The 24,407-nt window shown below is 46.4% G+C and carries 27 protein-coding genes and 1 pseudogene; 5 read left to right on the plus strand and 23 right to left on the minus strand.

Annotation, left to right across the window (positions count from 1 at the left end; translation table 11 throughout):
* Positions 1-3: 3 nt before the first annotated feature.
* The 18 genes and pseudogenes from ABLA85_RS04150 to ABLA85_RS04235 form a co-directional block, all read right to left on the minus strand.
* Positions 4-654, minus strand: a complete 651-nt coding sequence (locus ABLA85_RS04150) for an HK97 family phage prohead protease (RefSeq protein ID WP_367961886.1) — start codon at positions 652-654, stop codon at positions 4-6.
* On the minus strand, positions 632-1,873 hold the full coding sequence (locus ABLA85_RS04155; protein ID WP_367961640.1) for a phage portal protein: 1,242 nt from the start codon (positions 1,871-1,873) through the stop codon (positions 632-634). Before ABLA85_RS04155 ends, ABLA85_RS04150 begins: the two co-directional genes overlap by 23 nt.
* Entirely contained in the window at positions 1,873-2,049 is a 177-nt protein-coding gene (locus ABLA85_RS04160) for a hypothetical protein (protein WP_367961641.1), read from the minus strand. The genes ABLA85_RS04155 and ABLA85_RS04160 overlap by 1 nt, the downstream gene beginning before the upstream one ends.
* Positions 2,050-2,058: 9 nt before the next feature.
* Positions 2,059-3,789, minus strand: coding sequence for a terminase large subunit (locus ABLA85_RS04165; RefSeq protein ID WP_367961643.1), 1,731 nt, complete (start codon positions 3,787-3,789; stop codon positions 2,059-2,061).
* The gene (locus ABLA85_RS04170; RefSeq protein ID WP_367961644.1) at positions 3,786-4,280 is read right to left on the minus strand and encodes a phage terminase small subunit P27 family; all 495 of its coding nucleotides are present in this window, start codon (positions 4,278-4,280) and stop codon (positions 3,786-3,788) included. Before ABLA85_RS04170 ends, ABLA85_RS04165 begins: the two co-directional genes overlap by 4 nt.
* A 183-nt stretch (positions 4,281-4,463) precedes the next feature.
* The gene (locus ABLA85_RS04175) at positions 4,464-4,820 is read right to left on the minus strand and encodes an HNH endonuclease (protein WP_367961645.1); all 357 of its coding nucleotides are present in this window, start codon (positions 4,818-4,820) and stop codon (positions 4,464-4,466) included.
* A gap of 38 nt (positions 4,821-4,858) precedes the next feature.
* The gene (locus ABLA85_RS04180) at positions 4,859-5,296 is read right to left on the minus strand and encodes a hypothetical protein (RefSeq protein ID WP_367961647.1); all 438 of its coding nucleotides are present in this window, start codon (positions 5,294-5,296) and stop codon (positions 4,859-4,861) included.
* An 84-nt stretch (positions 5,297-5,380) separates the two neighbouring features.
* Positions 5,381-5,869 carry a lysis protein gene (locus ABLA85_RS04185; RefSeq protein WP_367961648.1) on the minus strand — a complete coding sequence of 163 codons (489 nt, stop codon included), beginning with the start codon at positions 5,867-5,869 and terminating at the stop codon, positions 5,381-5,383.
* Positions 5,866-6,300: a lysozyme gene (locus ABLA85_RS04190; RefSeq protein WP_367961650.1), complete on the minus strand. Its 435-nt coding sequence runs from the start codon at positions 6,298-6,300 to the stop codon at positions 5,866-5,868. Before ABLA85_RS04190 ends, ABLA85_RS04185 begins: the two co-directional genes overlap by 4 nt.
* Positions 6,284-6,622, minus strand: a complete 339-nt coding sequence (locus ABLA85_RS04195) for a phage holin, lambda family (RefSeq protein WP_367961651.1) — start codon at positions 6,620-6,622, stop codon at positions 6,284-6,286. Before ABLA85_RS04195 ends, ABLA85_RS04190 begins: the two co-directional genes overlap by 17 nt.
* A gap of 259 nt (positions 6,623-6,881) precedes the next feature.
* Complete coding sequence (locus tag ABLA85_RS04200; protein ID WP_367961653.1) at positions 6,882-7,664, minus strand: MW1434 family type I TA system toxin; 783 nt, start codon at positions 7,662-7,664, stop codon at positions 6,882-6,884.
* Positions 7,665-7,812: 148 nt separating this feature from the next.
* Positions 7,813-8,837 (minus strand): annotated as a pseudogene (locus tag ABLA85_RS04205) (site-specific DNA-methyltransferase).
* A 93-nt stretch (positions 8,838-8,930) separates the two neighbouring features.
* Positions 8,931-9,140: a hypothetical protein gene (locus ABLA85_RS04210; RefSeq protein ID WP_367961655.1), complete on the minus strand. Its 210-nt coding sequence runs from the start codon at positions 9,138-9,140 to the stop codon at positions 8,931-8,933.
* A gap of 183 nt (positions 9,141-9,323) precedes the next feature.
* The gene (locus ABLA85_RS04215; RefSeq protein ID WP_367961657.1) at positions 9,324-9,734 is read right to left on the minus strand and encodes an antiterminator Q family protein; all 411 of its coding nucleotides are present in this window, start codon (positions 9,732-9,734) and stop codon (positions 9,324-9,326) included.
* Positions 9,735-9,749: 15 nt separating this feature from the next.
* Complete coding sequence (locus tag ABLA85_RS04220; protein ID WP_367961658.1) at positions 9,750-11,111, minus strand: replicative DNA helicase; 1,362 nt, start codon at positions 11,109-11,111, stop codon at positions 9,750-9,752.
* A complete protein-coding gene (locus ABLA85_RS04225; protein ID WP_367961660.1) occupies positions 11,108-11,692 on the minus strand; it encodes an ATP-binding protein in 585 nt (194 codons plus the stop codon). Before ABLA85_RS04225 ends, ABLA85_RS04220 begins: the two co-directional genes overlap by 4 nt.
* Before the next feature lie 15 nt (positions 11,693-11,707).
* Positions 11,708-12,490 carry a helix-turn-helix domain-containing protein gene (locus ABLA85_RS04230; RefSeq protein ID WP_367961662.1) on the minus strand — a complete coding sequence of 261 codons (783 nt, stop codon included), beginning with the start codon at positions 12,488-12,490 and terminating at the stop codon, positions 11,708-11,710.
* A gap of 41 nt (positions 12,491-12,531) precedes the next feature.
* Positions 12,532-12,768: a transcriptional regulator gene (locus ABLA85_RS04235; RefSeq protein ID WP_367961664.1), complete on the minus strand. Its 237-nt coding sequence runs from the start codon at positions 12,766-12,768 to the stop codon at positions 12,532-12,534.
* A gap of 145 nt (positions 12,769-12,913) precedes the next feature.
* Here ABLA85_RS04235 and ABLA85_RS04240 point away from each other — a divergent pair, with 145 nt between their 5' ends.
* The 4 genes from ABLA85_RS04240 (at position 12,914) to ABLA85_RS04255 (ending at position 16,749) form a co-directional block, all read left to right on the plus strand.
* Entirely contained in the window at positions 12,914-13,519 is a 606-nt protein-coding gene (locus tag ABLA85_RS04240) for a helix-turn-helix domain-containing protein (protein WP_367961667.1), read from the plus strand.
* Between the two features lie 287 nt (positions 13,520-13,806).
* Complete coding sequence (locus tag ABLA85_RS04245; RefSeq protein WP_367961668.1) at positions 13,807-14,193, plus strand: hypothetical protein; 387 nt, start codon at positions 13,807-13,809, stop codon at positions 14,191-14,193.
* A 323-nt stretch (positions 14,194-14,516) separates the two neighbouring features.
* Positions 14,517-14,696, plus strand: a complete 180-nt coding sequence (locus ABLA85_RS04250; RefSeq protein ID WP_254850483.1) for an AlpA family phage regulatory protein — start codon at positions 14,517-14,519, stop codon at positions 14,694-14,696.
* Between the two features lie 514 nt (positions 14,697-15,210).
* On the plus strand, positions 15,211-16,749 hold the full coding sequence (locus ABLA85_RS04255; protein ID WP_367961671.1) for an HNH endonuclease: 1,539 nt from the start codon (positions 15,211-15,213) through the stop codon (positions 16,747-16,749).
* 258 nt (positions 16,750-17,007) lie between these two features.
* Here the strand turns inward: ABLA85_RS04255 and ABLA85_RS04260 are convergent, their stop codons facing one another.
* Genes ABLA85_RS04260 through ABLA85_RS04270 form a run of 3 tightly spaced genes read right to left on the minus strand, consistent with a single transcriptional unit; the run spans position 17,008 to position 18,401 of the window.
* The gene (locus ABLA85_RS04260; RefSeq protein ID WP_367961672.1) at positions 17,008-17,274 is read right to left on the minus strand and encodes a helix-turn-helix domain-containing protein; all 267 of its coding nucleotides are present in this window, start codon (positions 17,272-17,274) and stop codon (positions 17,008-17,010) included.
* A gap of 21 nt (positions 17,275-17,295) precedes the next feature.
* Complete coding sequence (locus tag ABLA85_RS04265; RefSeq protein WP_367961674.1) at positions 17,296-17,514, minus strand: hypothetical protein; 219 nt, start codon at positions 17,512-17,514, stop codon at positions 17,296-17,298.
* 17 nt (positions 17,515-17,531) lie between these two features.
* Complete coding sequence (locus ABLA85_RS04270; protein WP_367961675.1) at positions 17,532-18,401, minus strand: integrase domain-containing protein; 870 nt, start codon at positions 18,399-18,401, stop codon at positions 17,532-17,534.
* 238 nt (positions 18,402-18,639) lie between these two features.
* Between ABLA85_RS04270 and ABLA85_RS04275 the strand changes: the two genes are divergently transcribed.
* Entirely contained in the window at positions 18,640-18,876 is a 237-nt protein-coding gene (locus ABLA85_RS04275; RefSeq protein WP_367961676.1) for a hypothetical protein, read from the plus strand.
* A 589-nt stretch (positions 18,877-19,465) separates the two neighbouring features.
* Here ABLA85_RS04275 and ABLA85_RS04280 read toward each other — a convergent pair.
* Positions 19,466-20,080, minus strand: coding sequence for a DUF1963 domain-containing protein (locus ABLA85_RS04280; protein ID WP_367961677.1), 615 nt, complete (start codon positions 20,078-20,080; stop codon positions 19,466-19,468).
* Positions 20,081-20,092: 12 nt separating this feature from the next.
* Positions 20,093-24,403: an RHS repeat-associated core domain-containing protein gene (locus ABLA85_RS04285; protein ID WP_367961679.1), complete on the minus strand. Its 4,311-nt coding sequence runs from the start codon at positions 24,401-24,403 to the stop codon at positions 20,093-20,095.
* Positions 24,404-24,407: the final 4 nt, after the last annotated feature.

The raw sequence follows: 24,407 nt of genomic DNA on the forward strand, positions 1-24,407 counted from the left end.
CGGTTAGTTAAAATGTAATGATTTCAGGGCAGCCAATGCCGACACAGTTTCGGCGTCACGCACAGACAAGGCTCCGTAGCCCTCTGCCATAAACGCGTTGGCCTGAGTATGGGAGAGTCCAACATCGCGCAGAACCCGTTCAATACGGCAGGGATTAGGGATAGCCCCCCGGGCAAAGGCCGATTTGACGTTGCTCACCCGGGCATCCTCGTTGGCGGGAAAGGTCACCAGACTGACTTCCCATAAATCGAGCTCTTTCAGTAAAAAAGCCTGTTTTGTCCGGTCATATTCCCCGTCTTTCAGGGTGTAGCCGATGGACAGGCCGGAGAGTGAACCCGCTTTCATATGGGCATGCGCCCGTTTTGCCAGCGGATCAGCCTCAATCAGCAATCGCCCTTTGAGATACAGCCCGGTCTCGTCTTCTTTCATGTCGGTATAAATCCCGATGGGTTCATCCATGCGGTGCTGCCAGAGCAACGCAGGCAGGCCGCCTTTTTCACCCCAGTGTTTCAGCGTCTTGGCAAACGCACCGGGTAACACAATGTCGTCGGCACTGTCTTTGAGTCCGAACACCGAGCCATAGCCCTCAAACTCGCCGGCATCGCTGACCGACTTGATTTTCAGGGGCATATCAAGCCGTTGTTTGGTGATCATCGGCATGAGGTTTTTCCTCCGTTTGGGATTGTTTGGTCGCATTCTCCGGGTTGGTCGTCATATTCATCGGCGTCAGATAAATATCACCGCCCTCGCGAGGATTCAGTTCTTCCAGCTCCCGGCATTCATTCGGCGCATAAATGCCCCAGTTAATACCGGTGGCGTAGGCTTCAAAGCGGGATTTCATATCGCCACGCAACAGAGCACCAGTATTGAATTTGGCGTAGAATCGCCCCTGTTTAGCAGTGTTGACCAGCCCGGCATTGATACGCTGTTCAATGCGGGTGAGGTAAGGCACCAGCGAGTAATTAATAAACCCGATCCCCAGATTCTCGATGTTGTTAAAGGTGGCACGGTCGGTGTTCTGCACCATATGCAACGGCACCCGGAAGATGCGGCAGATTTCCTCCAGCTGAAATTTGCGGGTTTCCAGAAACTGCGCATCTTCGGCAGACAGACTGATTTGATGCCATTTCAGCCCCATTTCTAAAATCATCGGCTTATGGGCGTTGACCAGTCCCTGATGGCGCGCTTCAAAATCCGTTTTCAGACGTTGATAGGCCTCGTCTTTCAATGCCTGATCCGTTTGCAGGACACCACTGGTGACAGCGCCGTTACCGAACAACCGGGAACCGTGCTCTTCGGTGGCCAGCCCCAGCCCAATCGCTTGCCGCGCATAGGTGATCGGGCTTAATCCAGTCAGACCATCCAGTGTAAAAATGCGCACATGCCAGAGTTCATCCTGCGTCAGCCTCCGGTTCTCGCCGTTCGGGAACGTTACCTGATAGTCCGGCTGCCAGTCCTTGTTCAGTTTGGCGACCACACAGCCCGGATCGAGGGGTAACAATTCCACCACGTCCCCGAGCACTTTCACTTTGTAGGCATAGAAATTCCCGCGCAGACACAGGCAGGCAATCAGCAGCTCCCAGAACTCCTGCGGCGTCATATAGTTGTTGGGTTTCACCGATAGCAACTTATACAATCGTTCACGGGTTGCCCGTTGATTGCCGCGCTCCAGTTGCTCATACAACGCACAGGGCAACATGCCGACCGATTCCGCCAACACCCGCACACAACTGAACACCGCAGTGAGCTGCATCGCAAGTTGTGGGCTGACCCGCCGCCCGCTGCAGGTGTCATAGGACAGTCCAATCAGTTCACTTAAATCACGGGACGTCAGGGATCCGGTGGATTTACGAAATAATCCGGGAAAAAACATCAGGCCTCCTTATCCGATGTCTGACTCAACATACGTGAGACCCAATACGACCAGCCAAGACACAGGCTGCCCGCCACCATAAACCCGGCAGCCGGTAACAGCAGCCCGGCGCCGTAAGACAGCAGAGTACCACCTGCCAGCCCAACCAGCAGGGCAGTCATCATTAGTAATTTCATAAAAAAATCTCAGAGTGAACGAACACCGTGGAAGATCAAGTGATCGGAGAGGCTGGGAGCTTCGTGCAAAATCGCCCGCCCCATCGCCATAATCAGTGCGACTGCGCCGTCAATTTTGCTGTCTTTATGCTCTTTAATCGGGCGCACAATGTCATCATTGCCACCCATCGTTTTCCCCACCACATTGCCGATACACCAGGACATAATGAGGTTACCGTCATGATGAAAACGCCCGGATTGGATCGCCGCTTCCAGCTCTTTCATCGGATCGCTCATATGGGTGAAATTCTGGCTAATGATGATCGGGTTAATCCCCTCATCCGCCAGTGCATGCGATAAACCAGTGGCGCCAAAGGGGTCAATCGGGGCTTCATTAACCGGGTTCAGGTGACAGGCCAGTTTGGCCTCTTCAAGAATGTAGCGGTAATCAACCTCTGCCCCCTCAGTCACGATCAGCAGATCCATTTCTACCCATTTCTGGAAACGCTCAGCACTGCGGCGATTTTCGTTCTGCTCCACGCTGTAAACCGTGTCATACGGCACCCAAAAACGTGGGGCAATACTGTAGAAATGCCGTTTGCCGTCAATCTCACGGACAAAGAGCCGCGCCATGCTGTTCATGTCCAGCTTGCGGGCCAGGTCAAAGGCCAGAAAACAGGGCTGACCCTCGAACTGCGCCAGCGTCAGTGAGGTGTCTTCGCACTGTTTCCAGTTCACCATATTGAAATACGCCTCCCGCGCCGACACCCAGATATTGAGGTGCTTGGTCTTGAATACGCTGGCTAAACGTGGATTATTCAAGGCGCGTTGTTGCTGGCTCAACAGGAAATCGGCATAGACTGAGACACCCATATTGGGGTTGGCTTTGCGTAACACTGCCGGTGAGGTCCAGTCATCGCCTTCGTCCACGGTATAGACTACGCCGAACAACTCTTCGTTAGGTACATTGCCGGACAGCATATCAATCACTTCGCGCCGCTTGTCATAACACGGCCCTTCAATGTTGTAACCTGCCGTGGTGATCGCCCACATCAACGGCTGACGTCGTGCGCCCATTCCTGTCAGCATCGTGGTATACAAATCGTCGCTATCATGCTCATGGTATTCATCCACAATCGCACAACTGGGTGACTGACCGTCTCCGGGATTGCCGATCAGCGGCTCAAACCGGGCACCATCTGCCGGGCGATTCATATTGGCAGCATTCACTTCAATGCCGAACGCCTCGGTCAACAGCGGCGTGCGCTTGCACATCAATCGCGCAGGTCGAAACACTTCCCACGCCTGCTTCTCCGTGGTCGCGCCGGAATAGACTTCCGCACCGAATTCGTCATCGCAGGTAAAACAATAGAGAGCCACCCCGGCAGAAATCGCAGACTTGCCATTTTTACGGGGAATTTCGGTATACACTTCCCGAAAGCGGCGTAACCGACTGCCTTTATGCACCCAGCCAAAGGCCGAGCAGACAATAAATAACTGCCACGGCTCCAGTGTGATCGGCATCCGTTTAAAGGCCCATTCACCTTTGGTGTGCGGCAATAGTTGAATAAATTTCGCCGCCTGCTCCGCTAGATCCTTATCAAACCGGTATTTGAACAGCTTGCTCTTTTCCTGAGCCAGATTATCCAGATGTCGCTGACAGGCTTCCCTGACATAACGACCAGCTTCAATTTTATTGCGCACCACATCACGAGCGTACTGATTCGCCGCATTGACATTCAGGTAGGATTTGCGGCTCATGATGCAATCATCCTCATAAACGGATTGTCCGTTTTGGCCTGACCCGCGGCCCCAATCAGGCGTTGACGGCTGCTCGGATCGAGTCCCAACATTGAGCCGGTGGTATCCATTTCAGACTGTTGCTCTTTTTTGGCGGTCAGCTCCGGATTTTTAATCGGGCCGCCGGTTGCACCGGTCACGGTATTGCCCTGCCGGGCGATATTGATCACCGCATTGCGCCAGAACTGATACGCCACACACCAGCGTTCCAGCACCGCGAGGTCGGTCACGCACAGTAACCCTTGAGCGCATAACTCCTTGCTGGTCAGTGCCCACATCACCTCTGCCAGCGGCATTTCACATTCGGTAAACCAGTCCGGCGGTGAAACGCTGGTCAATGGAGTAAAAGCCGGTTCATCCCGATTCAGCTTGCGCTTGCCCGGATTACCAGCCAGTGCTTTGCGTGCCGTCGGCTTGGGGCGACGACCGGATTTACCCGCCGTTCCCGCCATACGCAGCACCTCCCGTAGTCAGAAAAACCGTCCAAAATAGCGAACAAAATCACCCGATTTAAATTTCATTTTTCGCGGGTATAAAAAAAGACCCAAGGCGGCGGTCCTTAAGGGCGAGAGTGGCAGGGATTTGATCCGCCCCTCCCCTGTAACGATGACATCTGCAATGGTGACAATTGAAAATTAATATCTTCGCAATCGCTCCACCGCGGTTTTCTGCCGATGGCAGGCATCACACAACAATTGCAGGTTACTTAACGCATTGGTGCCACCGTGGGCTTTCGGTTGGATATGGTCAACGGTAGTACCCGTAACGCCTCGCCCCTGACGTAAGCAGTGCTGGCACAGAGAGTTATCCCGTTGTTTAACTCGTGTCTTTGGCTTATCCCATTGACTGCCATAGCCGCGTTGGTGTCGGCTCTTGCCCTGCTGGTGATACTGCCAGCCCATGTGCAGGTGGTCAGGACAGTAGCCGCTGCGATCGGTGGTGGTCTTGGGGCAACCTGACTTGCGACAGGCACGGGGGATGCGGGGTGGCATGTCCTGACCTCCATAAAGCAAAAACCACCCGAAGGTGGTTAGTTTCCTAATTTTAAGATATTACCCATTAATTCTGTAGTAACCTTTATCTGATTTTCCACTGAGGTAGATTCATCCATATAACTTTCATGATTGAACTTAAAACATTGAGTATATTCATTGTACTTGTTGACTACGTTACTTGCTTTTTTTCTAAGTAACAAAGCTGTTTTTAATGATAAAAACTGCGGTATTAGAAGATCATAATTTTCTTTTAATTGTGTCCACGTGCTATCATTTTCTTCTTTATCTTTGATATCTTCTAAGTTCATAAGATATTTAGACAATGTTGTAATTATCTGAGTCTTTTCACTTTCTATAATCTGCTTTTTCCAAATAGATGCATTGTACAAAGCAACCATTGTGGCGAAAAAAGTTGCTAATCCAGCAAACCACGTTCCGATCATTGCCCAAAAACTAATACAATTTGCATCCATAAATCACCTCATCATTAAGTTATTGTGAGGGCTATTATCCTTAATAAAAATTTCATATTTCAATAAGTTCTACGTTATTAATTTTTACTCACCCAAAATAGAATGTATTGTTTTTCCATTGTTTCCTCTGCATTCAATTTTGATATAGTCTTGCAAATATTTCGTCTGCCGCTCGTTCTCAGACATCATTCGGAGGAGATCGTAATAATCTTGTTGAGCTGATTCGGTAAGTTGTGGGGAGCCTGCATCGACCACGCTGTCGGAGGCAGTGGTTTCTGACACGGGACAGGTGGCTTGGATGCACAGCTTGCGACGGCCAGCGGCAACATCAGCCCGAAGAGTGTCGATTTCAGTCTTGGCATGAGCGAGTTCCTGAGTGTGTTTACTATCCAGCTCATGCAGCATTTCAATATGCGTATTCTGGTAGCTAATGGTGTCAGTCAGTTGCTGGATTTCAGTTATCTGGTCACTGTTGATGCCGAGCTGTTTCTTATAGCCAGAGCGGTATAAGAAGGCTACGACTGAAGCGATAATCAATGCAATAACAACGCCAGAGGTGAAATTGAGCTTCATGATAAAAACATCTGGCGTTCAGATGTCCTGCGATTATCCAGCCCACGCATAACCTTGCCTGCCGCTTTATTCCATCGGGAAAACTCTGCCGCTGCGCCGGTGTAATCACCTTGATTGAGTTTCTTCAATAGCGTAGAACCCGAAAAGTTACCGCTGCCACAATTGAAGATAAACGAACATAAGGCATCGAACTGGCTTTGATTCAGCGGAACTTTAACCCATTGTCTTAATATGGTGTAAACAGGTTGGAGATCATCATGCAGGAATATTTCAGCTTGCTGTTCTGTAATCACATCTCCCTTTTTAATCCCTTTTGTATGACCGTAACCAATGGTCCACGGCCTGCCACCGGTTGCCGAGTCAGGATAGGCTTTTAGTTTCAGGCCTTCATACTGTTTGATGCACTCAAAACCTTTATTGCTGATTTCCATCAGAAGAGGCTCCTGCTCTTTTCTTTGCCACCTTACGTAACAATTGACCGATAAAGTCCGTACCCAGATAACCAATCACCACACTGCCGATGTAGGCTAAGTCAGGATTCAAGCCAAACAGATTTAATACATCACGAATGAACCAGGCGAACATGGCACACATAAAGGCATCAATAGACACCTTTAACCAGCCGCTGCCGTTATAGCGACCTCGGAGAAATGCCATTGTCCCGGCGAGGGTGGCGCCAATGCCTTGTTCTTTTATTGAGATAAGCCAGTCACCGAGGTGTGCCCAAATATCAGGATTTTCTTTCATCTTCATATTCCATCCGATTAGAGCAATGGCTTCTGTGGGGTGAGATAGTCGCCCCTGTGAGTGAGTTAATAGGATGCCGACCGCAATAGCAGATACGGTGGTACTGGAAGTGATTGCGGCGGCAAAATTGGTGGGATCTCTCGGAATAGAACCGAATCCTAATGCTCTTCTGGCATTCGCGCAAACCCTCTACGCTAAAGTTCCAGATATAGAAAAGGCCACACAAAAAAGTAGTGCAACCTTGAAATTAGAACTTAGATTAGTGTCAACCCCATTTACAACAGAAGCGGATTTGACTTTTATGTTTCATAATAGCCCCTAATTTTGCCGCTTCAGAACCAAAATATGATGCAACATAGACATATTTACCACCTGACTCCCCCTCTAATGAGGAGGCATCTTTAGCCCTACCAAGATTGTAAGATATATTATCGACTGTTATAACAAGAACTTTGCTAAATAACTTTGCAACTTTTTGGACACTTTCTTCATTTGGGTAAGACGATATATTCCAGAATACTTGGTTTTCGAAGGCGGAAGAATTATACTCAATCCAATATAGAAGGGAAAATTCTGCAATATCTGTCTTATTTTGTACGATACTCAAATCACCAAGAGAGCTATCGTATTTTCCTGAAGAATAACCCCAATATTGAACATTAGAATTCTTATCTGCCCCTGATGTGAGATCAAAAACTAGCATGCTATCTTCTGATGAACACAGTGACTCTAATAACCGCCAATCACAAGCCAACAAATCCTCTTGAGTTGGTGTCCAACGTGACCAATAGCCATTTTTATCACTCTTTTCAATATAAGCATCCCCATCATCTGTATTACCAACCTCTGATTTATGAGCAAGACGCATATGTTCTATAGGAGCATTCCAACCACTGCGATGCACCTGTTTTCCTAAATAGACTAGACTTAGCGCCCATGCGGAAGTACCAGCTGGCACGGTTATGTTATTGTCGCCAATATTATATTGGTTAGGATCGAATGGGCACTTAAGGGCAGCATTATTCTCTGGCTTATTAACTTTAGACATAAAAACCTCACTTAATTATTTATTAATAAAGGTAATTTCATCCTGCGGTTAACGCACCTGAAACCTTACTTGGGCCAAATTTTCATCTCAATCGGATTACGACTATAGCAAGGCTTATAATTTGAAAGATGATAAGTGATTTATTGAGCTATAAATTCAAGCCTATTATTTCCTGCTTCGTTTGCTGAAACCGAGTTTCTTCCAGCTCCACCCCCAATACACGACGATTGAGTTTCAACGCCGCTTTCAGGGTTGCCCCGGAGCCCATAAAGAAATCCGCCCTTCCCGGCTGCTGGACTGGATAATATGCGCCATTAAATCAGCCGGTTTTTCACACGGGTGTTTGCCCGGATAATATTGTACCGGCGCAAACTGCCAGACATCGGTATAAGGCACATCGGCGGTGACGGTGAATGAGCGACGCATTAAACCGTATTCCTGCCGCAATTCATCATACTGACGCGACAGGGTGAAATGCGAGTCCGCCAGATCAGAATACGGCGTATTCAGCTCGCCCCGCTGGTGCTTTTCTTTAGCGATACGGTCAAACAGCGCCTGTAACTTTTGGTAGTCGGTTTCATTGGACAACTGCCACTGGCTGTCGCTGAACCAGTGACTGGCCATCTGCTTTCCGGTGGCTTTGTGTATGTCTTTTGCCGTGATGCCTAACGTTTTTCGGGCATCACGAAAATAATCCACCAGCGGTTTAAATACCGACTGTTTGAGGTCCCGGCAATGTTTGAAATAGCCGTCGCCTTTCGGGTGATAAGGTCCCTGATAGTGTTCAGCAAAAATAATGCGTTCCGTGGCCGGAAAATACATCCGCAGGCTTGCTTTATGTTGCCTGCGCCACGGGCCAGACGGTTTTGCCCAGATAATGTGGTTCAGCACATTAAACCGTTCCCGCACCAGCAGCTCGGTATCAGATGCCAGACGCGAACCACAAAACATGTACAGGCTGCCGTTCGGTTTCAGGACCCGCCAGAACTCAGCCAGCAGTGCATCCAGCCACGCAAGATAAGCCGTCACGTCCTCCCACTGGTTATCCCAGTCACACGCTTTTACCCGAAAATACGGCGGGTCGGTGGCAATCAGGTCGATGCAGTTATCCGGCAGGGTTTTGATAAATTTCAGGGAATCGTCGTTGACTAAGGTGACAGGGCGTAAATCCATTCGCTTTTTTTCCTCTCGACGCTGGCAGCTTTCGGGAAAACCACAACACGAAAAGCCGGCATTCACCGGCTGCGCTTTCACATACTAGGAACATCACCCCATCAGGAAGGAACGTTTGAAAAACGTGTCATCGTCCCGGCTTTCCATTAAACCCGCCAGACGAAATTGTGTTAACAGTAATTGGCAACGAGGTTCAGGCAACCCCATTAATTTCGCCACTTCAGAAACAGAAAACCACGTATGCAAAGGTACAGCGTCTAAAACACAGGCGGCGGTTATCGTCATATCTTCCTGTTTTAGCATGATAATTTTAACCTCATGGTCAGTTTTTGTGCATAAGCACACATGTAACTCTGACCCAACACAACAGCAAGTCTTATGTTTCTTTCCGGCGTAAAAAAACCTTGCACGGGGCAAGGTTTAAAATGTCTGGCGTTAATAATGCCTTGTGACTTTGCTATCACGTTTATCACAATAGCAGCGTTTTTACGATCGTAAAGATTTATTTTTATATGCCGCCACTAACGGGATGTCTTTATCCATATCCAGTGGGATATCCAACATCATTAACATCCCTGCAATCACGCCTTCGGCTTTTTGTAACCGTTTTCCAATATACGTATCAGAACAGTGATAATCATGAGCCAATTGCATAAACGTTTTACCGAAAACGTAATAATCAAACAGCAGGTCATGGGCCTCACTATACTGCTGGTTCAGTTTTGCCATGCAACTTGAGATAATCAGAGCGTCATCATCACAACACTGTACCCGAGACTTCACTTTGTTCGGAATGAGTCCTTTGAAACCTGCCGCAAGGGCGGACCAGTAAACCCCGTCGCGGTTATCTGCCACCCATGCGCCCCAGCGTTCCATCACGAATTGAATATCACGCATTCGCCCACTCCTCGGTTAAAGTGCCCGGTTGGCATAGCGGCGTTGTTTTTGTCTGGAGTGTTGCGGCTTGCGGCAAATTTCGGCTGCCGCACTCTGATCGGTCGGCAGGTAATGGCCGTGCCGGAATACCTGATAAACCGTGCCGATCTGCCCGTGGCGGTTCTTCTCCAGAATAATTTCCGCATACTCTTTGGCAGGGCTATTCGGGTGATACACTTCATCCCGATAAGTAAAAATAATGCGATCTGCATCCTGCTCCAACGAGCCGGAATCACGTAAGTCAGCGCCCACCGGGCGACGCTGATGCAAGGGCCGCTTATCCACGTCTCTGGATAACTGGCTCAAGGCCGTGACCGGGGTATGCAGTCGTTTCGCCAGCCCTTTCAGCGTCTTCGAGATTTCTGCGATGGCTAAGTCGTGACGGTCAGCCCGGGGTTTGCTAATCAATCCAAGATAGTCTACGAAAATGCCCTTTAAGTTCGGGTGGCGGCGCTTATGGGTTTCACTGATGGCACAGATTTGGTCGACACTCAAGTCGCTGGCATCCAGCACATGAATATCCCGGTCGATAAGTGAACCGAGTGCCTGGCCAATGCGCCCCCAGTCTTCGTCATACAGCTCACCCTTTCTGAGGTGAGACACCGGCATCGCCGCCGATCCCGCCACCAGACGTTCGGCAATTTGTTGGGCCGCCATTTCCATGGAAAACAACAAAGCCCCGCCCCCGTCACGGGTCATCCCCTCAATCATGCACAGGGCCAGTTCTGTTTTTCCCATCCCCGGACGTCCGCCCAGCAAAATCAGGTCCGTCGGGTTAAATCCCCCCGTCAGTTCGTCCAGCGGTTCAATCCCGGTCAGGATCATGCCCGCATTGCCCTGATGACGCGCTTCCAGTGTTTCAACATAACGATCCAGCAATGTGCCGATGACAACAGGCTGTAAGCTACCGTCACGCGGGGATAATTCATTAAACCGGGACGCAAACGCCGCGATCAGTGCTTCCGCTTGCGTGTGATTGCCACAGGCCTGAATCGCTTTCTGGTAACAGTTAATCAGATCAGTGACCTGACGTACCCGCCAGTAACGCATAACCTTTTCTGCATAGCCTTTTAAATTGGCCTGCCAAACTGGGGTCTTGGCCAGTTCCAGCAGGTTAGCCAGAACACCCCGTTCTTCGCCCATCGCATCTGCAATGAAAAAGGGATCAATCATGGCATTGCTCAGGGCCAGCCTTTTGATTTCCCCGTACACCCGGCGCAGATGAACCGAGCTGAACGCCTCATCCGGCAATGTCGCCAAGACATCGTAGGCATCGGGGGTCGCTCCCCCCGACAACAAACCACTGATAACGGCCATTTCCAAATCATATTGGTTCATGCGATCTCCCTTCGGTAGCTTTCCCAGTCAAAGGCCAGTACCGTGCCGCCCTGAAGCACTCTGTCCAGCGTCCGGTCACCCAAAAACTGCCCCAGCGCCGTAACAGGCAAGTTACTGATTAGAATAGTGGGCAGCAGATCTTCATAGCGATTATTCAGCACCTCAAACAAAATATGGCGTTCAGACTCGGTGCCGTACTGCACCCCGATTTCGTCAATCACCAGCAAATCCAGTTCGCTGTAAAATTTCAGCGTGTCAAACTCGCTCATTTCACCCTCGCTGTTCCATGAGCGACGAAACGCCCGGATGATACGTGATGCAGTGGTGATAAAAACCGCTTCATCACCCCCGGCGGCAATCTCACGGCAAATGGCCACGGCAAGGTGAGTTTTGCCGGTTCCCTGACGTCCGCACAGGATCATACCTTCCCCGGCCTGCTTGCGGTCCTCCCACGTCCGAGCATAGCCCTGACAGGTTTTCAAGTTATTTTCAGCTATCAGGCTCTGCGGCTTGTAGGTCGCAAAGCTGGCCTGCGCAAAGCGGGGAACGATTTTTAATATTCCGGGATCTTGTGTTTCCATCACGTTTTCTGCTCCTTAAATATTTTTTGTCCAGTTCGCACCGTGAGCTTCATAGCGCTTGTGTTCAAATCCAGTATGGGTGTTGGTTTGCTGCCGTTGACCGAATTTGGGTCTGTCAGGAAAGAGTCCCTGCCAACTGTTGGCAATCGAGGTACAAATCACTTCATCAGGGTTAGTACATGCAGCCAGTTGTCTGGCCTGCTGTCGGCAACTGGTTTCCGTCAGGGGTTTCCTGATTTCCTGCCGGAACGTCACCCAGTCTGCCCATGTTTCCGTACTCACGTTTTCCGGTTTGGCGGTGAGTGGGTCGAATTTTGATTTTTGTGTTTTTTTCACCTGCCCAGCCCCTAAGGGTTTTATAGGTTCTTTGACTGATTCCTTGACTGGTTCAAAAGCGTGACTGATTCTGGTGCCATCTGACGGCATAGGGGGTCTGCCATTTGATGGCACAGGGGTGCCAGCAGGTAACACAGGGCTGCCAGCGGGTGGCACAGGGGGCATGTTTTTTGGCGACACAGGGCCAACCGATAAATTCAAGTAATAAACATTCGAGGCATTCCCTTTTCCGTTGTGATTACCGAGCCGGTTTTCCTTGGTCAGCAAGCCCAGCTTAATCAGGGCAGCAATGTGATTTCGCACCGCACTTTTACTGCACTCACAATGATCCGCAATATGCTGATACGACGGCCAGCATTCCCCTTTATCATTCGCATTATCGGCCAGCTTAATCAGCACCAGTTTCCGCAGGGGATTGCCCACCCGGATACTCATTGCCTGCACCATCAGACTCATACTCATGTCGTTTCTCCCTGTTACCCTACGCTAAACACGCGGCCTGTTTACTCACCGACCCTGATATCAGGGGGCGGAAAGACTTTAGGCAAATCCGGACGCAGTTCATGGGCCTGAACCACCCCGTTTGAAAAAATCACGATCTCAGGCACCAGTGACACCGAAACCCGTTTTTTGCCATACAGCCACCCGCTAATCAGCGATTGCGCACACCCCAGTGCCTGAGCCAGTTTGGTCTGGCTGCCGGCAATCTCTATCACTTTCTCTATCACGCTGTTTTTCATTTTTTCCCCGTTCCCATACGTTTGCCATCATAATATCACTAACGATCACATTAAATCACTATCAGTGTGTTTGTAAAGTTATCACTTTAGGGATAGAATGAGCAACCCATCATTCAGAATACCCAGATAAACTCATGAGGCACTTATGACGCTTGCTGACAGATTAAAAGAAGCCATGGCAGATAAAGGACTGACCCAATCTTCGCTGGCAAAAAAAGCCGGCATGGCACAATCCATGATATGGAAATTACTCTCCGGGACGGCGACGAAAACCGGTCGGATCATTGACTTAGCCCAGGCGTTGGGCGTACGCCCGGAATGGCTCAGTGATGGCAGTGGTAATAAACTTCATGATGAAGATGACATGGCCGGGCAGTACAACCGCTATGTGTCGGTCAAAATTTATGAGCAGGAACACGCCACCCGCGACACTTTCATGGTACCGGCCCTGTCTGAGCAAAAGGCCGCATTTGACACCTGCCGGGCTTACCGCATCCCCCAAAATACCGGTTGCGCTGATGTCCCGGCGGGCGCCTTAATCGTGGTCGATACTCAGGGAGAGAGGGGCAATGATGATTTAGTCTATGCCCGCATCGGTGAACAGCATTCTGTTTATCGTTATAAGCTGGGCGGTGGCGTGGGATATTTGTCGGTTGACGATACCCGTGTTCCTCTGATCCCAGTTTCGCCTGACATCGATATCGTCGGGGTGATTGTCTGTTTATTTCGTGGCATGAAACGAAAACAATAACCGCCTCTCGGCTTCATTCAACGCGCAAATTCCGCCGATTTCTTACACCAAGACACTGTTTTTTCTCATGCAGAGTCTTGGATGCTCACCGCCCCTGTCATTATCACACTAAAAAAATCATTCAGCTCACACCAAATAAAAAATATTTAATATCAATTACATAATGGAATTATTTAATTTATATCACTCAGGGTATGGATTTAAGGGGTTTTCGGTGATAACGTTAGGGGCATCAAAGTGATAGGAGTCATCACTGCAAAATAATAAAAGCGTTAACATGAGGATTTATGCTTACCTTTATTTCTGCCATCATCGAAGAACCGACAACAACACCCAAAAGTACCCACCACATTAAAGGTATTATTGCCCCTATTGTGCCAGCCACCGCTCCGTATTCAGAGCACTTCTATCTTCCCTTTTTGGCAGAAAAGAATAATGACAGGGAAATAAATCATGAAGAGGAATTTAAACATTATCTCTTGGCGATGTACCACGTCAGACAAAAACATACCGAACCGATCCCTTGCTATCATTTAGAACCGGTTGACGGTCACGGCTATGGGCTTTATCAGCGAAAAGGAAGCTATATGTATTTAATGGATATATTGCCTTTTACTTCTTGCCAGAAGAAAGACACATCGGCAATAAGGCATTGTTATACCCTCGTTGAATAAAACAAGAAGAAGAAAATTCTATTTTATATCATGATAAAAATTTCATTACAGCGCCTGTACTGGGGAATATTTCACTCTGAATTCAGAATGATTACTCATAAGGAAAGAATATGAAAGAGATTCATAATATGAACATTCAAAATAAATTAATTCAAATACAGTTGTAAGAAAAATAGATATTGGAAACAAGTAAAACACTGATCACTTCACATATCAGTAAGTAATGATGTCCAGAATGTTGCCTGAAACATAATGAAATTAGGCAAACCGGATAAGACATGCAAGAGAATTTTGATAAGTGGCTATCAAAGGGAGGAGGAGTGGTGACAACAAGGTACATCAAACGTGAAGAGATGCAACGGCTAACCGGAAAAAGTAAAACGACCCTTTGGAGAATGTACGCAAAAAGAAATGAGTTTCCTAAGCCGGACAGAACAGCGGGGGGAACATTTTTGGGATGGTCTGAAGAAGTCTATGAGGCTTGGGTAAAAGAGAAGAAGTAACGATAACTTGACCCGTTACCTGACCCGTTGTTATGGCGGGTTTTTAATTTTTTATCGTAATTTATTGATTTTATGGTCCCTACAGGATTCGATAAAATAATTTAATTTACTGTTTTTAAATGATTTTATTATGTTAAATTTTCCACCATACCCCCTATAATACCCCCATATTATTTTTCCTCTGTTTGCCTAATTTTTGTTTGATTGACACTGTTGAAAACAGGTCTTTTGTTGCAAAAATATCATCAATAAAATAAATATCCCTGAAAATGCAATCACTACTCTAGGATGACCTAAAAGGCCCATCAACTAATAAATAATTTTGCTATTTACATAGAAATTTGTGTAAAACCGAATTCTTTAAAACTGAAAATTTGATATATTCCTATTTTAATCAGTTACCTATAAGCATTTTCATTTACTAAGAAAGATCCTACTGTAGTAACTGATTGCGCTTAATAGATGAGTCAAAAATTTTATATTTATTTAACAAACAGTTAGAATGGAGTGTGCAATGCCGAATGTAAATTTAGATGCATTAATTCCTCGTGAAGATTTCGAAATAATTGAAGATAATACGAGAGTTTCATCATTTAACCAAAATGTAAGCGTAAAAGACTTAGAAACTGGTGAATTTTTCTACGCAGGACTAAAAAAACCAGATTTTCAGCGCGAAACTTCAGACTGGAGTGATGATCAACTATGTGAATTTATACAAAGTTTTATCGATGGTGATTTAATTCCAGCTGTGATCCTATGGAATTCAGGTTCTTTTAATTTTGTTATTGATGGTGCGCACAGATTAGGGGCATTAATTGCTTGGATAAATGATGATTATGGTGATGGATATATATCTCAAAAATTTTTTAATAATGAAATTGATGATGAACAAAAAGATATAGCAAATAAAACGCGTGAAAAAATAAAAAATACGGTTAAACCCTATAGTGACTATAAAAAAGCCATTAGAGATGGAAAAAAAGAATCTGATATTTTTGATAAAGCATTAAGTTTAGGTCGTACATCCATACAACTACAATGGGTTACTGGTGGCGCTGAAAAAGCAGAACAGTCTTTTTTTAAGATAAATCAAAAAGCATCTAAAATTAATGATACCGAAATTGAATTATTACAATCACGTGGAAAAGCATTTGCAATAGCATCTAGAGCAATTATAAGAGCTGGTACTGGGCATCAGTATTGGTCAAAATTTAATTCTGATACAATAAATGAGATTGAAAATACAGCGAAAGAAATCCATAATTTGATATTCCTTCCAAAAGTTACAGGTCCTGTGCGAACTTTAGATTTACCATTAATAAAAAAACATAACTCACCACAAACAAATAGTTTTATATTTGACTTGGTAAAAAAGTGTAATGGCATTAAAGGGAAGACAAAAAACATTCATGATGATCAAGATGGAAAAACAACCATTAAATACCTTAAAACAGTTTTAAAGTTTCTCAGAAGAATAAACTCTTCTCATGCATCATCTCTAGGATTACATCCATTAGTATATTTTTATAATAAAAGAGGGAACCATATTTATTCTGCAATATTAGCCTGGATTGATATTATATCAGATATAGAATCTTCACCTAAAAATCTAAACGCATTTTTAATTGTTCGCCCCTCGTTCGAAAAGTTTTTAATTAATTACAAACATTTCATTGCAGCAGTAAATGCTAAATATGGCAGTGGCATGAAAAGTCACAACCATATTTATAAAATAAAATCATTAATCTTAAACTCACTTAAGAAAAAAGAACCAGAGTCTAACATTGTGGAATTAATTTTATCTGAATATTCATTTTTATCAGAGACAGAAACTCCCAAAATAACTTCAACTGGATTTTCAAATGATGTCAAGTCACAAATATATATTAAGGAAAGTTTACCAAAGGCATCTGTTTGCTCATTTTGCCAAGGATTTATTCATCAAAATTCTATTTCATTCGATCATATAGTTAGAAAACGTGACGGTGGAAAAGGGGCTAGTAGCAATGGGACTTTAATGCATCCATATTGTAATACCTCAGCCAAAAATTAATTTAATAGATTATTCATGGCGGGCTAAAACCCGCTTTATTTTTCATAAATAAATAGTCGAACATTGATAATTTCTCATATCATATAATAATACACTTTGATAATTTAAATATAATATTGAAAAATGAAGCATAAAAATACACAAAATAATACAGCGTACCTATAATGGCTGAAATTAAAATTTAATAAATAGCCATGAATACAAAATTAATAAATGAAAATATTATTTTTTAACATGGCTTCTTTAATTTCCATCCAGTTATTTAACAGAAACTTTACGAACCTTACGTTCAATAAGTTGACCACGTTTATCAAAGTAACGACTAGGCCAGATTTCCGAAGGATGGATTTCAAGATAATCCGCAATAATCCATTCACCTTTAGGCCACGGACGACTGAGAGTATTTGCTAGTGTAGATGAACTGAGTCCTGCTTCACGGGAGAGAGCTGCTAAGGTTGTACCGCGTTTACGCAATGCAGCAATTATATCGGCTTGATGCCAGTCATTTCTAATATTGTTATTCATTCCTGTTACCCTTTCCATTAATTAATATTGATGGTGGCGATTCAGACAGGGTTCGCGGACCGGGTAACTATGACCGGCAAGGCCGAAGCCTTCCCTGCCTGAACCACCATTGAAAGGGTGATAACAGACGCACTGGTAGAAACTTCCTACCAGTGTATAGTTACACAAGGCCGCGACGCCTTGACCATTGGATTTTGCCAATGGCGGGAATACTTTAACGGATTGTTTTATTGGACTCAATAACGGAACGACTAAGTTTAACGACTATAAACCCGTTCCACATACCGCCCACGCCCATCTCCATGCCCCAAATCCATTGAAACCAGTGCCCGTGCTTCCTGATGGCTAAAGCCATTCTGCTGGTAAAACGCCAGAGCATCCTGTGTCCATGCATACCGCAAACTATGGGGTGAATGGCAGCCGGTTAAACCAATCTTTGTGGTATGTACCCGCCAGTAATTCATGGCTTGCTTGAGATCCGGTTTATCAATCAATCTGCCACTACGTTGCTCTGCGATAGTAATTGCTTGTTCGACGGCTTCTTTTACCGCTGCAACATTCAATACACGGGTTTGTCTTGGTCTTCCACCTTTTGTGCCGAAAACAACCTGAAGTTTCGGTTCTGGCTGTTCTAGCTGTTTGCGCCAGCTTTTCAGTGAAGCACTGCATTGCACGGCTTCCTGAGAACGTAGCCCCAGTAAGCGGGCTAGTTTCAGCGTGACGGCAAATCCGGCATCGCGTTCAAGGGCTTTCTGATAAATCATCTGAAATTTATCATCAGGGATCGCCTGTTTTGTTCCGGTACGGCTGGTACCGCTTAATCCCAGAGCCTGATTACTCAAGCGAGGCGAAGTTTCCAGTTTCTCACGACCAGCCATGCGGAAGATATTACGCAATGCGGACATTTCATTTTGCACGGTTCGCCTGGTAATGCCTTGAGATAAACGGGCATTAACGTATTGTTCCACATGTTTAGTTTTCAAATGAGCAAGACTTTTCACCTGAATATTCAGGCTCAATAACAACGCGCCCAGACGCCCTGCGATCCGAATACGATCATGGCAGGTTTTGTGACTACCACCGCCTTGCCGGGCAAAAAACTTTAATTCTTTCATCAAACGACTCATCCATTTTTCTCCACTGATATCTGACAATCTACGTTCTCTGGCGCGCGACAATGCGGGCAAAACGAAAACATCAGCTTTGCCCTTGACGAATATCTGTGCGCCAGAGTGAACGCAGGTTGAGGTATTGCGGGGTATCGGTTGAGTACGCGGTACTGCCGCCTGCGTGTACAGGTCATCCCCACCGGCAAAAAGCCAGCCTCGATATCGTCAAGTTCTCCTTTTTCAATCTAAAAATGCAGTGTCAGATTCACTGAGTGGTGAAGCAGGCGTGAGCCTGTCAGGGTTCGGTTGTTCTTTGGCTGCGGCGTCACTTTCAGCGGTAAACCTGCCAAAAGTGACGCCTTGGGTTCCGCGAATGGTCAACAAAAGTGATGCAAGAGTTGAAATACTCGTAGGCACAGCAAAAGGCCGCAAGGTTCAGTGTCAAACGGTTGAAATGAGTCAATGGTTTGGTTATGGAAAGTCTATCCGCTGAATATTTCAAACAGAAATAGTAAGCAATATAAATGTGATGTGTGAAAGTAAGTCTATGCTTAATTACGTGAACCAACCAACGTTCAGTACACTTTGGTGACAATATAAAACACCTTTTGGGTGTATTTTTCAGTTTAAGAAACCTTCACTGCCAGACGAGGGTTTAGGTATCTGACAATATCTGCTTCCAAAGGTGGGCAGATGTACCGCAATCTTGCTCTCCCTTTCAGGCTACAGGAGTTTTTTTGCCATTACAGCTATGTAACCATCTGTGATGGTGAATAGTCTGTTCAGATTAGCGATTTTTCTGAGTTGTGGCAAGAGGAACATCTGAACTATGAACAGACGATGGCATTGACGCAACTGTTCAAAAGGCTGAATTGGTCAGATATTCGGGCGTGTGCAGTGAATAATGAAGAAGAGTGGCAGAGGTAATAGGGCAGCTTCTGTCAGCGTTGACGTGGCACAGGTATTCCACAGTAAAAAAACAATCAAGCTAGGAAGTATGTGTGATCTTCCGGCTTGATTGTTTTATAGGTACTGAGTGAATTATTTTCACTCATTTGTTCCAGATGATTATTTCAAAAAAATCATGCTGTTTGTACAAAAAAGATACCTTCTATTTCATTATCTTTATTTTTGATGAACAAGTAACCAATAGCATCAGATAAACCCAATGCATCTTGAAATGGTTCAGGGAAATCTGCTGAGTATATCTGACATACAAAATGATAATCTTCCCCAATATCACCAATATCGTCTAAACCATTTGGAGTTTTTTTTGAAAAAAGCGAAATCATTGGATATTCATCATCTTCCATTTCCATATCTAAAAGACTAACACTTCTTTCTGGTATAAATTTATCGTTGTTTTCCAAGGTATCTTTAGTCAAAGAATATGAAACAAACGTAAATCCAGACTTAATGAGGTTAAGCTCTTGTTCATCACCAAAATAAGTAATGTTATCAAGAAAGTAGTCAACATCAGAATAAGTTGAAAACACAGATAAATATCCTGATGTTGGCAACATTCCTTCAGGTATTTTAGGAGATAACTTTTCACAATCTATAGAAAAAAGATGAAGTAATTTTTCGCCATCTGGATTTACAGGCCACTGTGAAACATATCCTCTTTTTCCACCAAGAATAAAACCGGAGTCATTATTCGAGGTTTCCTCTACAACAATTCGTGTAAGACTATACATGCAACATTTCTCCTATTTATTACAAGTGCCAGCATTTTTAGCCTTGTTTGCTAATCCTTTTAAGAATTTTCTAGCTTGATTTCTCAACTGTTTTACTCTGCTAGCAGGAACACCAGATTTTCTTAACCCACCAGAGGTTATATCTAGTTCTCTCTTCGGTGTTGATGCAAAATCATTTTTCCCAAGGCCTTGACTCGCCCTAATTTGATTCTCATGCCAATGAGCACTACCAATACCGCGTGTATCTTTTTGTGGGCCACGAGTATGGTGATCTAAATCTAAAGCAATAGATGGATTTCCTGATAATCGACCGTTACCTGCTAGTCCCTGTTGACGTAAATATTCATGTCTCAACAATTCATGTGCTTGCAATTTATCACCAACATGGGTTGGTCCATTCAAATCACCATATGTTCCCAACTCAAACAACTTCGCAAGTCCAAGAGGATCGATCCAAGACAACGGGTTCGGCGCATATTGATAAAGGTTAATCCCGCCCTGCACCCCTATTGGATCGGGCATTATAAATCTTCCAATTTCAGGTGCATAATACCGATAAGTATTAAAGTGCAGCCCCGTCTCTTTGTCAAAATATTGCCCGGCGAAACGCAGATTTTGGTCAAAGTTTTTCGGTGAGCGCTCCGGTTCGCTAAAGAATGCGGCGGTGATACTGTTAACAGCACCGAAGGCGTCATATTTGCCTGACCATGCAATCTTGCCCGCTTCATCCGTCACTTCCAGTGGCGCTCCATTGATATCGGTGTGATACCAGAAATAATCACGCACTGTTCCTTTCGCCACAATGCAGGCTAACGGCGTATAGCTGTCATGGGATTCATAACAATAAGTCTGGATTTTGCCCGTATTGATATTGCGTTCCTGCAACAATTTCAGGCCGTGCCAAACAAAATCCGTCTGCGCCTGCTGCGGTGTACCTGTCGGCCGAGTGGTGATGACTTTGCGAATACGTCGGCCAAGGGCATCATAATGATAGAGGGCTTGCATACTGCACCCTTCAGCGCTGATCAGGCGGTTATCCCCATCATAACGGTAAGTTTGTTTATCGCCAGAACGGGTTCCCCGCGTGATGACATTGCCGTGTGCGTCATATTCATAACGCCACTGATTCCACTGTATCAATCTGTCACCTTGTGGCGTCAGAAGCTGAGGCGTTTTCGCCTCTTGTTCCATCATGGATTGCGGGCGTTCGAGCAGGTTATCGGCACGGTCATACCACAGCATTTCTTCAAAGCTATCCACACTGGTGACTTTTTTCAGCCGGCTTTCCGAGTCATACAGATATTCCACCCAGCCACGGTAGTGATCTTCCATCAGGCACAGATCATCCTGTTGGTCATAATGCCATGCCCGCCACGGTTTGCCCTGCCCGATGGAGGCTGATTTATCCCTGCCACTGTATTGGCTGATGCGGCGCCCTAGTGGGTCATAGTCACGAAACTGGAACAGGTTGCCTTGTGTGCGGCTGGTTTCACGGTGCAGGTTATCGCGCTCAAATTCGGTGATCATCTGCTGGTTATGGCGAATGGCGCTGAGATGGCCTGAGCCGTAATAAAGCCAGTGCAGGCTATCCCCCTGTGGCAGAGTCAGTTCTGTCAGGTTATCCATTTCATCATAGCTGAACTGGAGTACTTCTTCGCCGTTCTGCTCCCGAACCACCCGCCCTAACGCATCGTAGGCAAAACTGACCGTATTCGGCAGCAAGCCAAGCTGTTTTCCGGCAGCATTAGGTTCACGATGCGCTTCCAGCAACCGCCCCATGTTATCCCATTGATATTGGTAGCTATCCGTTCGTGTTTCCCGTTGAGTCAGGTTGCCCGCAGGATCGTAATGCAAGTGAACCGAATGAACAGGTTGCTGGAATACCCGGTCACCCATGCGTTTTTCCACACTCAACAAACCGGCGGCGTTGTATTCGTATCGGATCAAGGTATCGTCAGGACGGATTTCTTCAATCAGACGCCCTTCGGCATCGCGGTTCAGCAAATAACGCCCACCGTTGGCGTTCTCAATCTGGAGCAGATGCCCTTCGGAGCTGTATTGATAATGTACCTGTCGTTGCAGGCGGTCGGTTGTGCAAACGATTTGCCCCAGCGGGTTGTATTCCCAGGCACGAGGGGAATTTTCATTACGCTGGTGATAAATCAACTGGTCAGCACTGTCCCAGGCCATGTGTTCTGTCGAACCGTCAGGATAGGTGACGAGCACTAACTGACCGTTTTCATCATAGCTATAGCGGACGGATTCCATCAGTGCATTGGTAAAACGGCTCAACCGATTTTCATCGTCATATTGCCAGCTACTGCTCTGGCCGGAACAATCGGTATGGCGGATCAACTGCCCCTGACCGTTCCACATAAAACGGCTTTCTCCACCTATGGCATCGATGCGCTGATAAGGCCGCAGGGTATTTGGGCTGTAGTGATAACGGGTCGTTTGTTTGAGTGGTGAAGTCTCACTGACCAGACGCCCGAATTCATCATAATCCAGCACGGTTTCTGTACCATCCGGCCAGAAAATAAAGGTCAGTCTGTCAGTGTCATTCTGGTATTGCCATTGGGTCTTATCACCGTTGCCATCGGTCAGGCTCAGGAGACGTCCCAGCTTATCCCATTCACTCAGACGGGTATGACCTTCGGCGTCTTTGTACCCGTTTGGCAGGCCGAATTCATCCCATAAAATATGGTGTTCAGTGCCGTTACGGTCAACACAGTGAATAATTTGATGTTCATCGTTAAGCGTCCAGACGGTGCGGGAACCATCATGCCAGTGCGCGGTACGGGTCAGGTTTTTATCATCATAATCCAGCCGATAACCGGCACCCTCACTGGTTTTTTGGCTGATCACCCGCCACAATCCGTCTTCTGTCTGTTCCCATCCATAGTCGCAGCGCAGGCCGCGTTTATCCTGATGCCAGGCCATGATGCCGTGCTCTGTCCAGCCAAATTGACGCTGGAAGTGATCACTACGGTGATTGACGCCCGTCAGCCGGGTGTTTTCATCGTAATGATAGCGGCAAAGACGAATGCGCTGGCCGTTATACAGTTCGCGCCAGACTGTGGTTAAGCGGAAAACGGTGTTGCCGTCAATTTCCATAAGGCCATAATCACAGTGCAGGTTTAATCCACCGTTGCCGGTGATATTCACCATCTGTTGCTGGTCGTTATAATGGAATCGCTGTTCGTTGCCGATATTATCGCGAATATGGCTTAATCGACTGGTGCCAGCATGATCAAAATCTGTATAGTGATAAACCAGCTCCCCCGTATCACGGATTTCCCACTCACCGTCTTCGGTGTGTATCAGCCAGCTTTGTGCCTCCGGGCAGAAACAGCGATGGCCTTCCGGTACATCCGAAAACGGAACGATATCACCGGATAAATCACGCCAGAGTATGCCCTCTTCCACACGGGTTAACCGGCTTTCCCAGAACAAATTCCAGCCCTGCCCCAGCACGCTGTCATACTGATAGCGGCTCAGATAACTGCGTTGCCAGTAGAGCGGGAACTCAGCTTCAAAAATAAAATCCAGTTCATCGTCATCGTTCAGGAATTTCTGGCCGGCAATGACTTCAACGGGTCTTGACATGATACCGACAAGCGAGGCACCAATGGCTAATTTACCCAATCGGCAAAGGGTTTTGCCAATTTTGGCAGCATTCGGAATTTTACTGAACAGCGTTGGCAATGCCCCTGAGACCTTGTATGCCGCCCCGCCAAAACTGGTCAACCCGGCTAAAAACATTGTGGCGTCTGAGATGTTATAAGCCGATTGGGGAATTTCCGGCGTGATTTTAGCTTCGGTTCGCGTTCCGCCGCCAATGATGACATTGGAAGAGCCTGTCATGACTGCTGCGTCACAGGTGGTTTTATCTCCCACCCGTGAGGCGGGTAAACCATTAATAAAAACGGAGTCAGAGCCTTGCGCCATCTGGCGAACGCCGTCTTCCTTACTGCATACGACGGTACTCTGTTTTGCGATAGCCGCCGGTTTACCATTGATAAAAACATTGGCGGAACCACGGGTAATGGTTCCGCTGGGACTTCGTGATGAAGCCCCCGCCGAAACACAGCCATCACGCGCCATATTACCCAGCTTTCCTGCCAGCATCCCTACTGCAATGGCAGCACCGATCAATAAAACACCGACGCCAATACAGGAGGCAGCCAAGCCGACGGCAAAAAGCGCGCCTGCTGCAATACTTCCTGCGGCTGAAATCAATGAACCAATGATCGTACCTGCAACTAATCCGGCCATTGCACTGGAATGGCCTATCGTATCCCCCAGCCTTGCCGCTTCTGGCATGATG

This window comes from Xenorhabdus sp. SGI246 (genome assembly GCF_040838225.1).
In the GTDB taxonomy this organism is placed as follows: Bacteria; Pseudomonadota; Gammaproteobacteria; order Enterobacterales; family Enterobacteriaceae; genus Xenorhabdus; species Xenorhabdus indica.

Bases quoted from the DNA above. Each gene is read 5' to 3' on its own strand.
- ABLA85_RS04215 (WP_367961657.1), bottom strand. From the start codon at position 9,734: ATGCGTGATATTCAATTCGTGATGGAACGCTGGGGCGCATGGGTGGCA.
- ABLA85_RS04195 (WP_367961651.1), bottom strand. From the start codon at position 6,622: ATGAAGATGAAAGAAAATCCTGATATTTGGGCACACCTCGGTGACTGG.
- ABLA85_RS04180 (WP_367961647.1), bottom strand. From the start codon at position 5,296: ATGGATGCAAATTGTATTAGTTTTTGGGCAATGATCGGAACGTGGTTT.
- ABLA85_RS04150 (WP_367961886.1), bottom strand. From the start codon at position 654: ATGATCACCAAACAACGGCTTGATATGCCCCTGAAAATCAAGTCGGTC.
- ABLA85_RS04255 (WP_367961671.1), top strand. From the start codon at position 15,211: ATGCCGAATGTAAATTTAGATGCATTAATTCCTCGTGAAGATTTCGAA.
- ABLA85_RS04165 (WP_367961643.1), bottom strand. From the start codon at position 3,789: ATGAGCCGCAAATCCTACCTGAATGTCAATGCGGCGAATCAGTACGCT.
- ABLA85_RS04260 (WP_367961672.1), bottom strand. From the start codon at position 17,274: ATGAATAACAATATTAGAAATGACTGGCATCAAGCCGATATAATTGCT.
- ABLA85_RS04235 (WP_367961664.1), bottom strand. From the start codon at position 12,768: ATGAAAAACAGCGTGATAGAGAAAGTGATAGAGATTGCCGGCAGCCAG.
- ABLA85_RS04185 (WP_367961648.1), bottom strand. From the start codon at position 5,869: ATGAAGCTCAATTTCACCTCTGGCGTTGTTATTGCATTGATTATCGCT.
- ABLA85_RS04225 (WP_367961660.1), bottom strand. From the start codon at position 11,692: ATGGAAACACAAGATCCCGGAATATTAAAAATCGTTCCCCGCTTTGCG.
- ABLA85_RS04285 (WP_367961679.1), bottom strand. From the start codon at position 24,403: ATGCCAGAAGCGGCAAGGCTGGGGGATACGATAGGCCATTCCAGTGCA.
- ABLA85_RS04175 (WP_367961645.1), bottom strand. From the start codon at position 4,820: ATGCCACCCCGCATCCCCCGTGCCTGTCGCAAGTCAGGTTGCCCCAAG.
- ABLA85_RS04270 (WP_367961675.1), bottom strand. From the start codon at position 18,401: ATGAGTCGTTTGATGAAAGAATTAAAGTTTTTTGCCCGGCAAGGCGGT.
- ABLA85_RS04220 (WP_367961658.1), bottom strand. From the start codon at position 11,111: ATGAACCAATATGATTTGGAAATGGCCGTTATCAGTGGTTTGTTGTCG.
- ABLA85_RS04160 (WP_367961641.1), bottom strand. From the start codon at position 2,049: ATGAAATTACTAATGATGACTGCCCTGCTGGTTGGGCTGGCAGGTGGT.
- ABLA85_RS04240 (WP_367961667.1), top strand. From the start codon at position 12,914: ATGACGCTTGCTGACAGATTAAAAGAAGCCATGGCAGATAAAGGACTG.
- ABLA85_RS04210 (WP_367961655.1), bottom strand. From the start codon at position 9,140: ATGCTAAAACAGGAAGATATGACGATAACCGCCGCCTGTGTTTTAGAC.
- ABLA85_RS04230 (WP_367961662.1), bottom strand. From the start codon at position 12,490: ATGAGTATGAGTCTGATGGTGCAGGCAATGAGTATCCGGGTGGGCAAT.
- ABLA85_RS04170 (WP_367961644.1), bottom strand. From the start codon at position 4,280: ATGGCGGGAACGGCGGGTAAATCCGGTCGTCGCCCCAAGCCGACGGCA.
- ABLA85_RS04200 (WP_367961653.1), bottom strand. From the start codon at position 7,664: ATGTCTAAAGTTAATAAGCCAGAGAATAATGCTGCCCTTAAGTGCCCA.
- ABLA85_RS04155 (WP_367961640.1), bottom strand. From the start codon at position 1,873: ATGTTTTTTCCCGGATTATTTCGTAAATCCACCGGATCCCTGACGTCC.
- ABLA85_RS04245 (WP_367961668.1), top strand. From the start codon at position 13,807: ATGCTTACCTTTATTTCTGCCATCATCGAAGAACCGACAACAACACCC.
- ABLA85_RS04280 (WP_367961677.1), bottom strand. From the start codon at position 20,080: ATGTATAGTCTTACACGAATTGTTGTAGAGGAAACCTCGAATAATGAC.
- ABLA85_RS04190 (WP_367961650.1), bottom strand. From the start codon at position 6,300: ATGGAAATCAGCAATAAAGGTTTTGAGTGCATCAAACAGTATGAAGGC.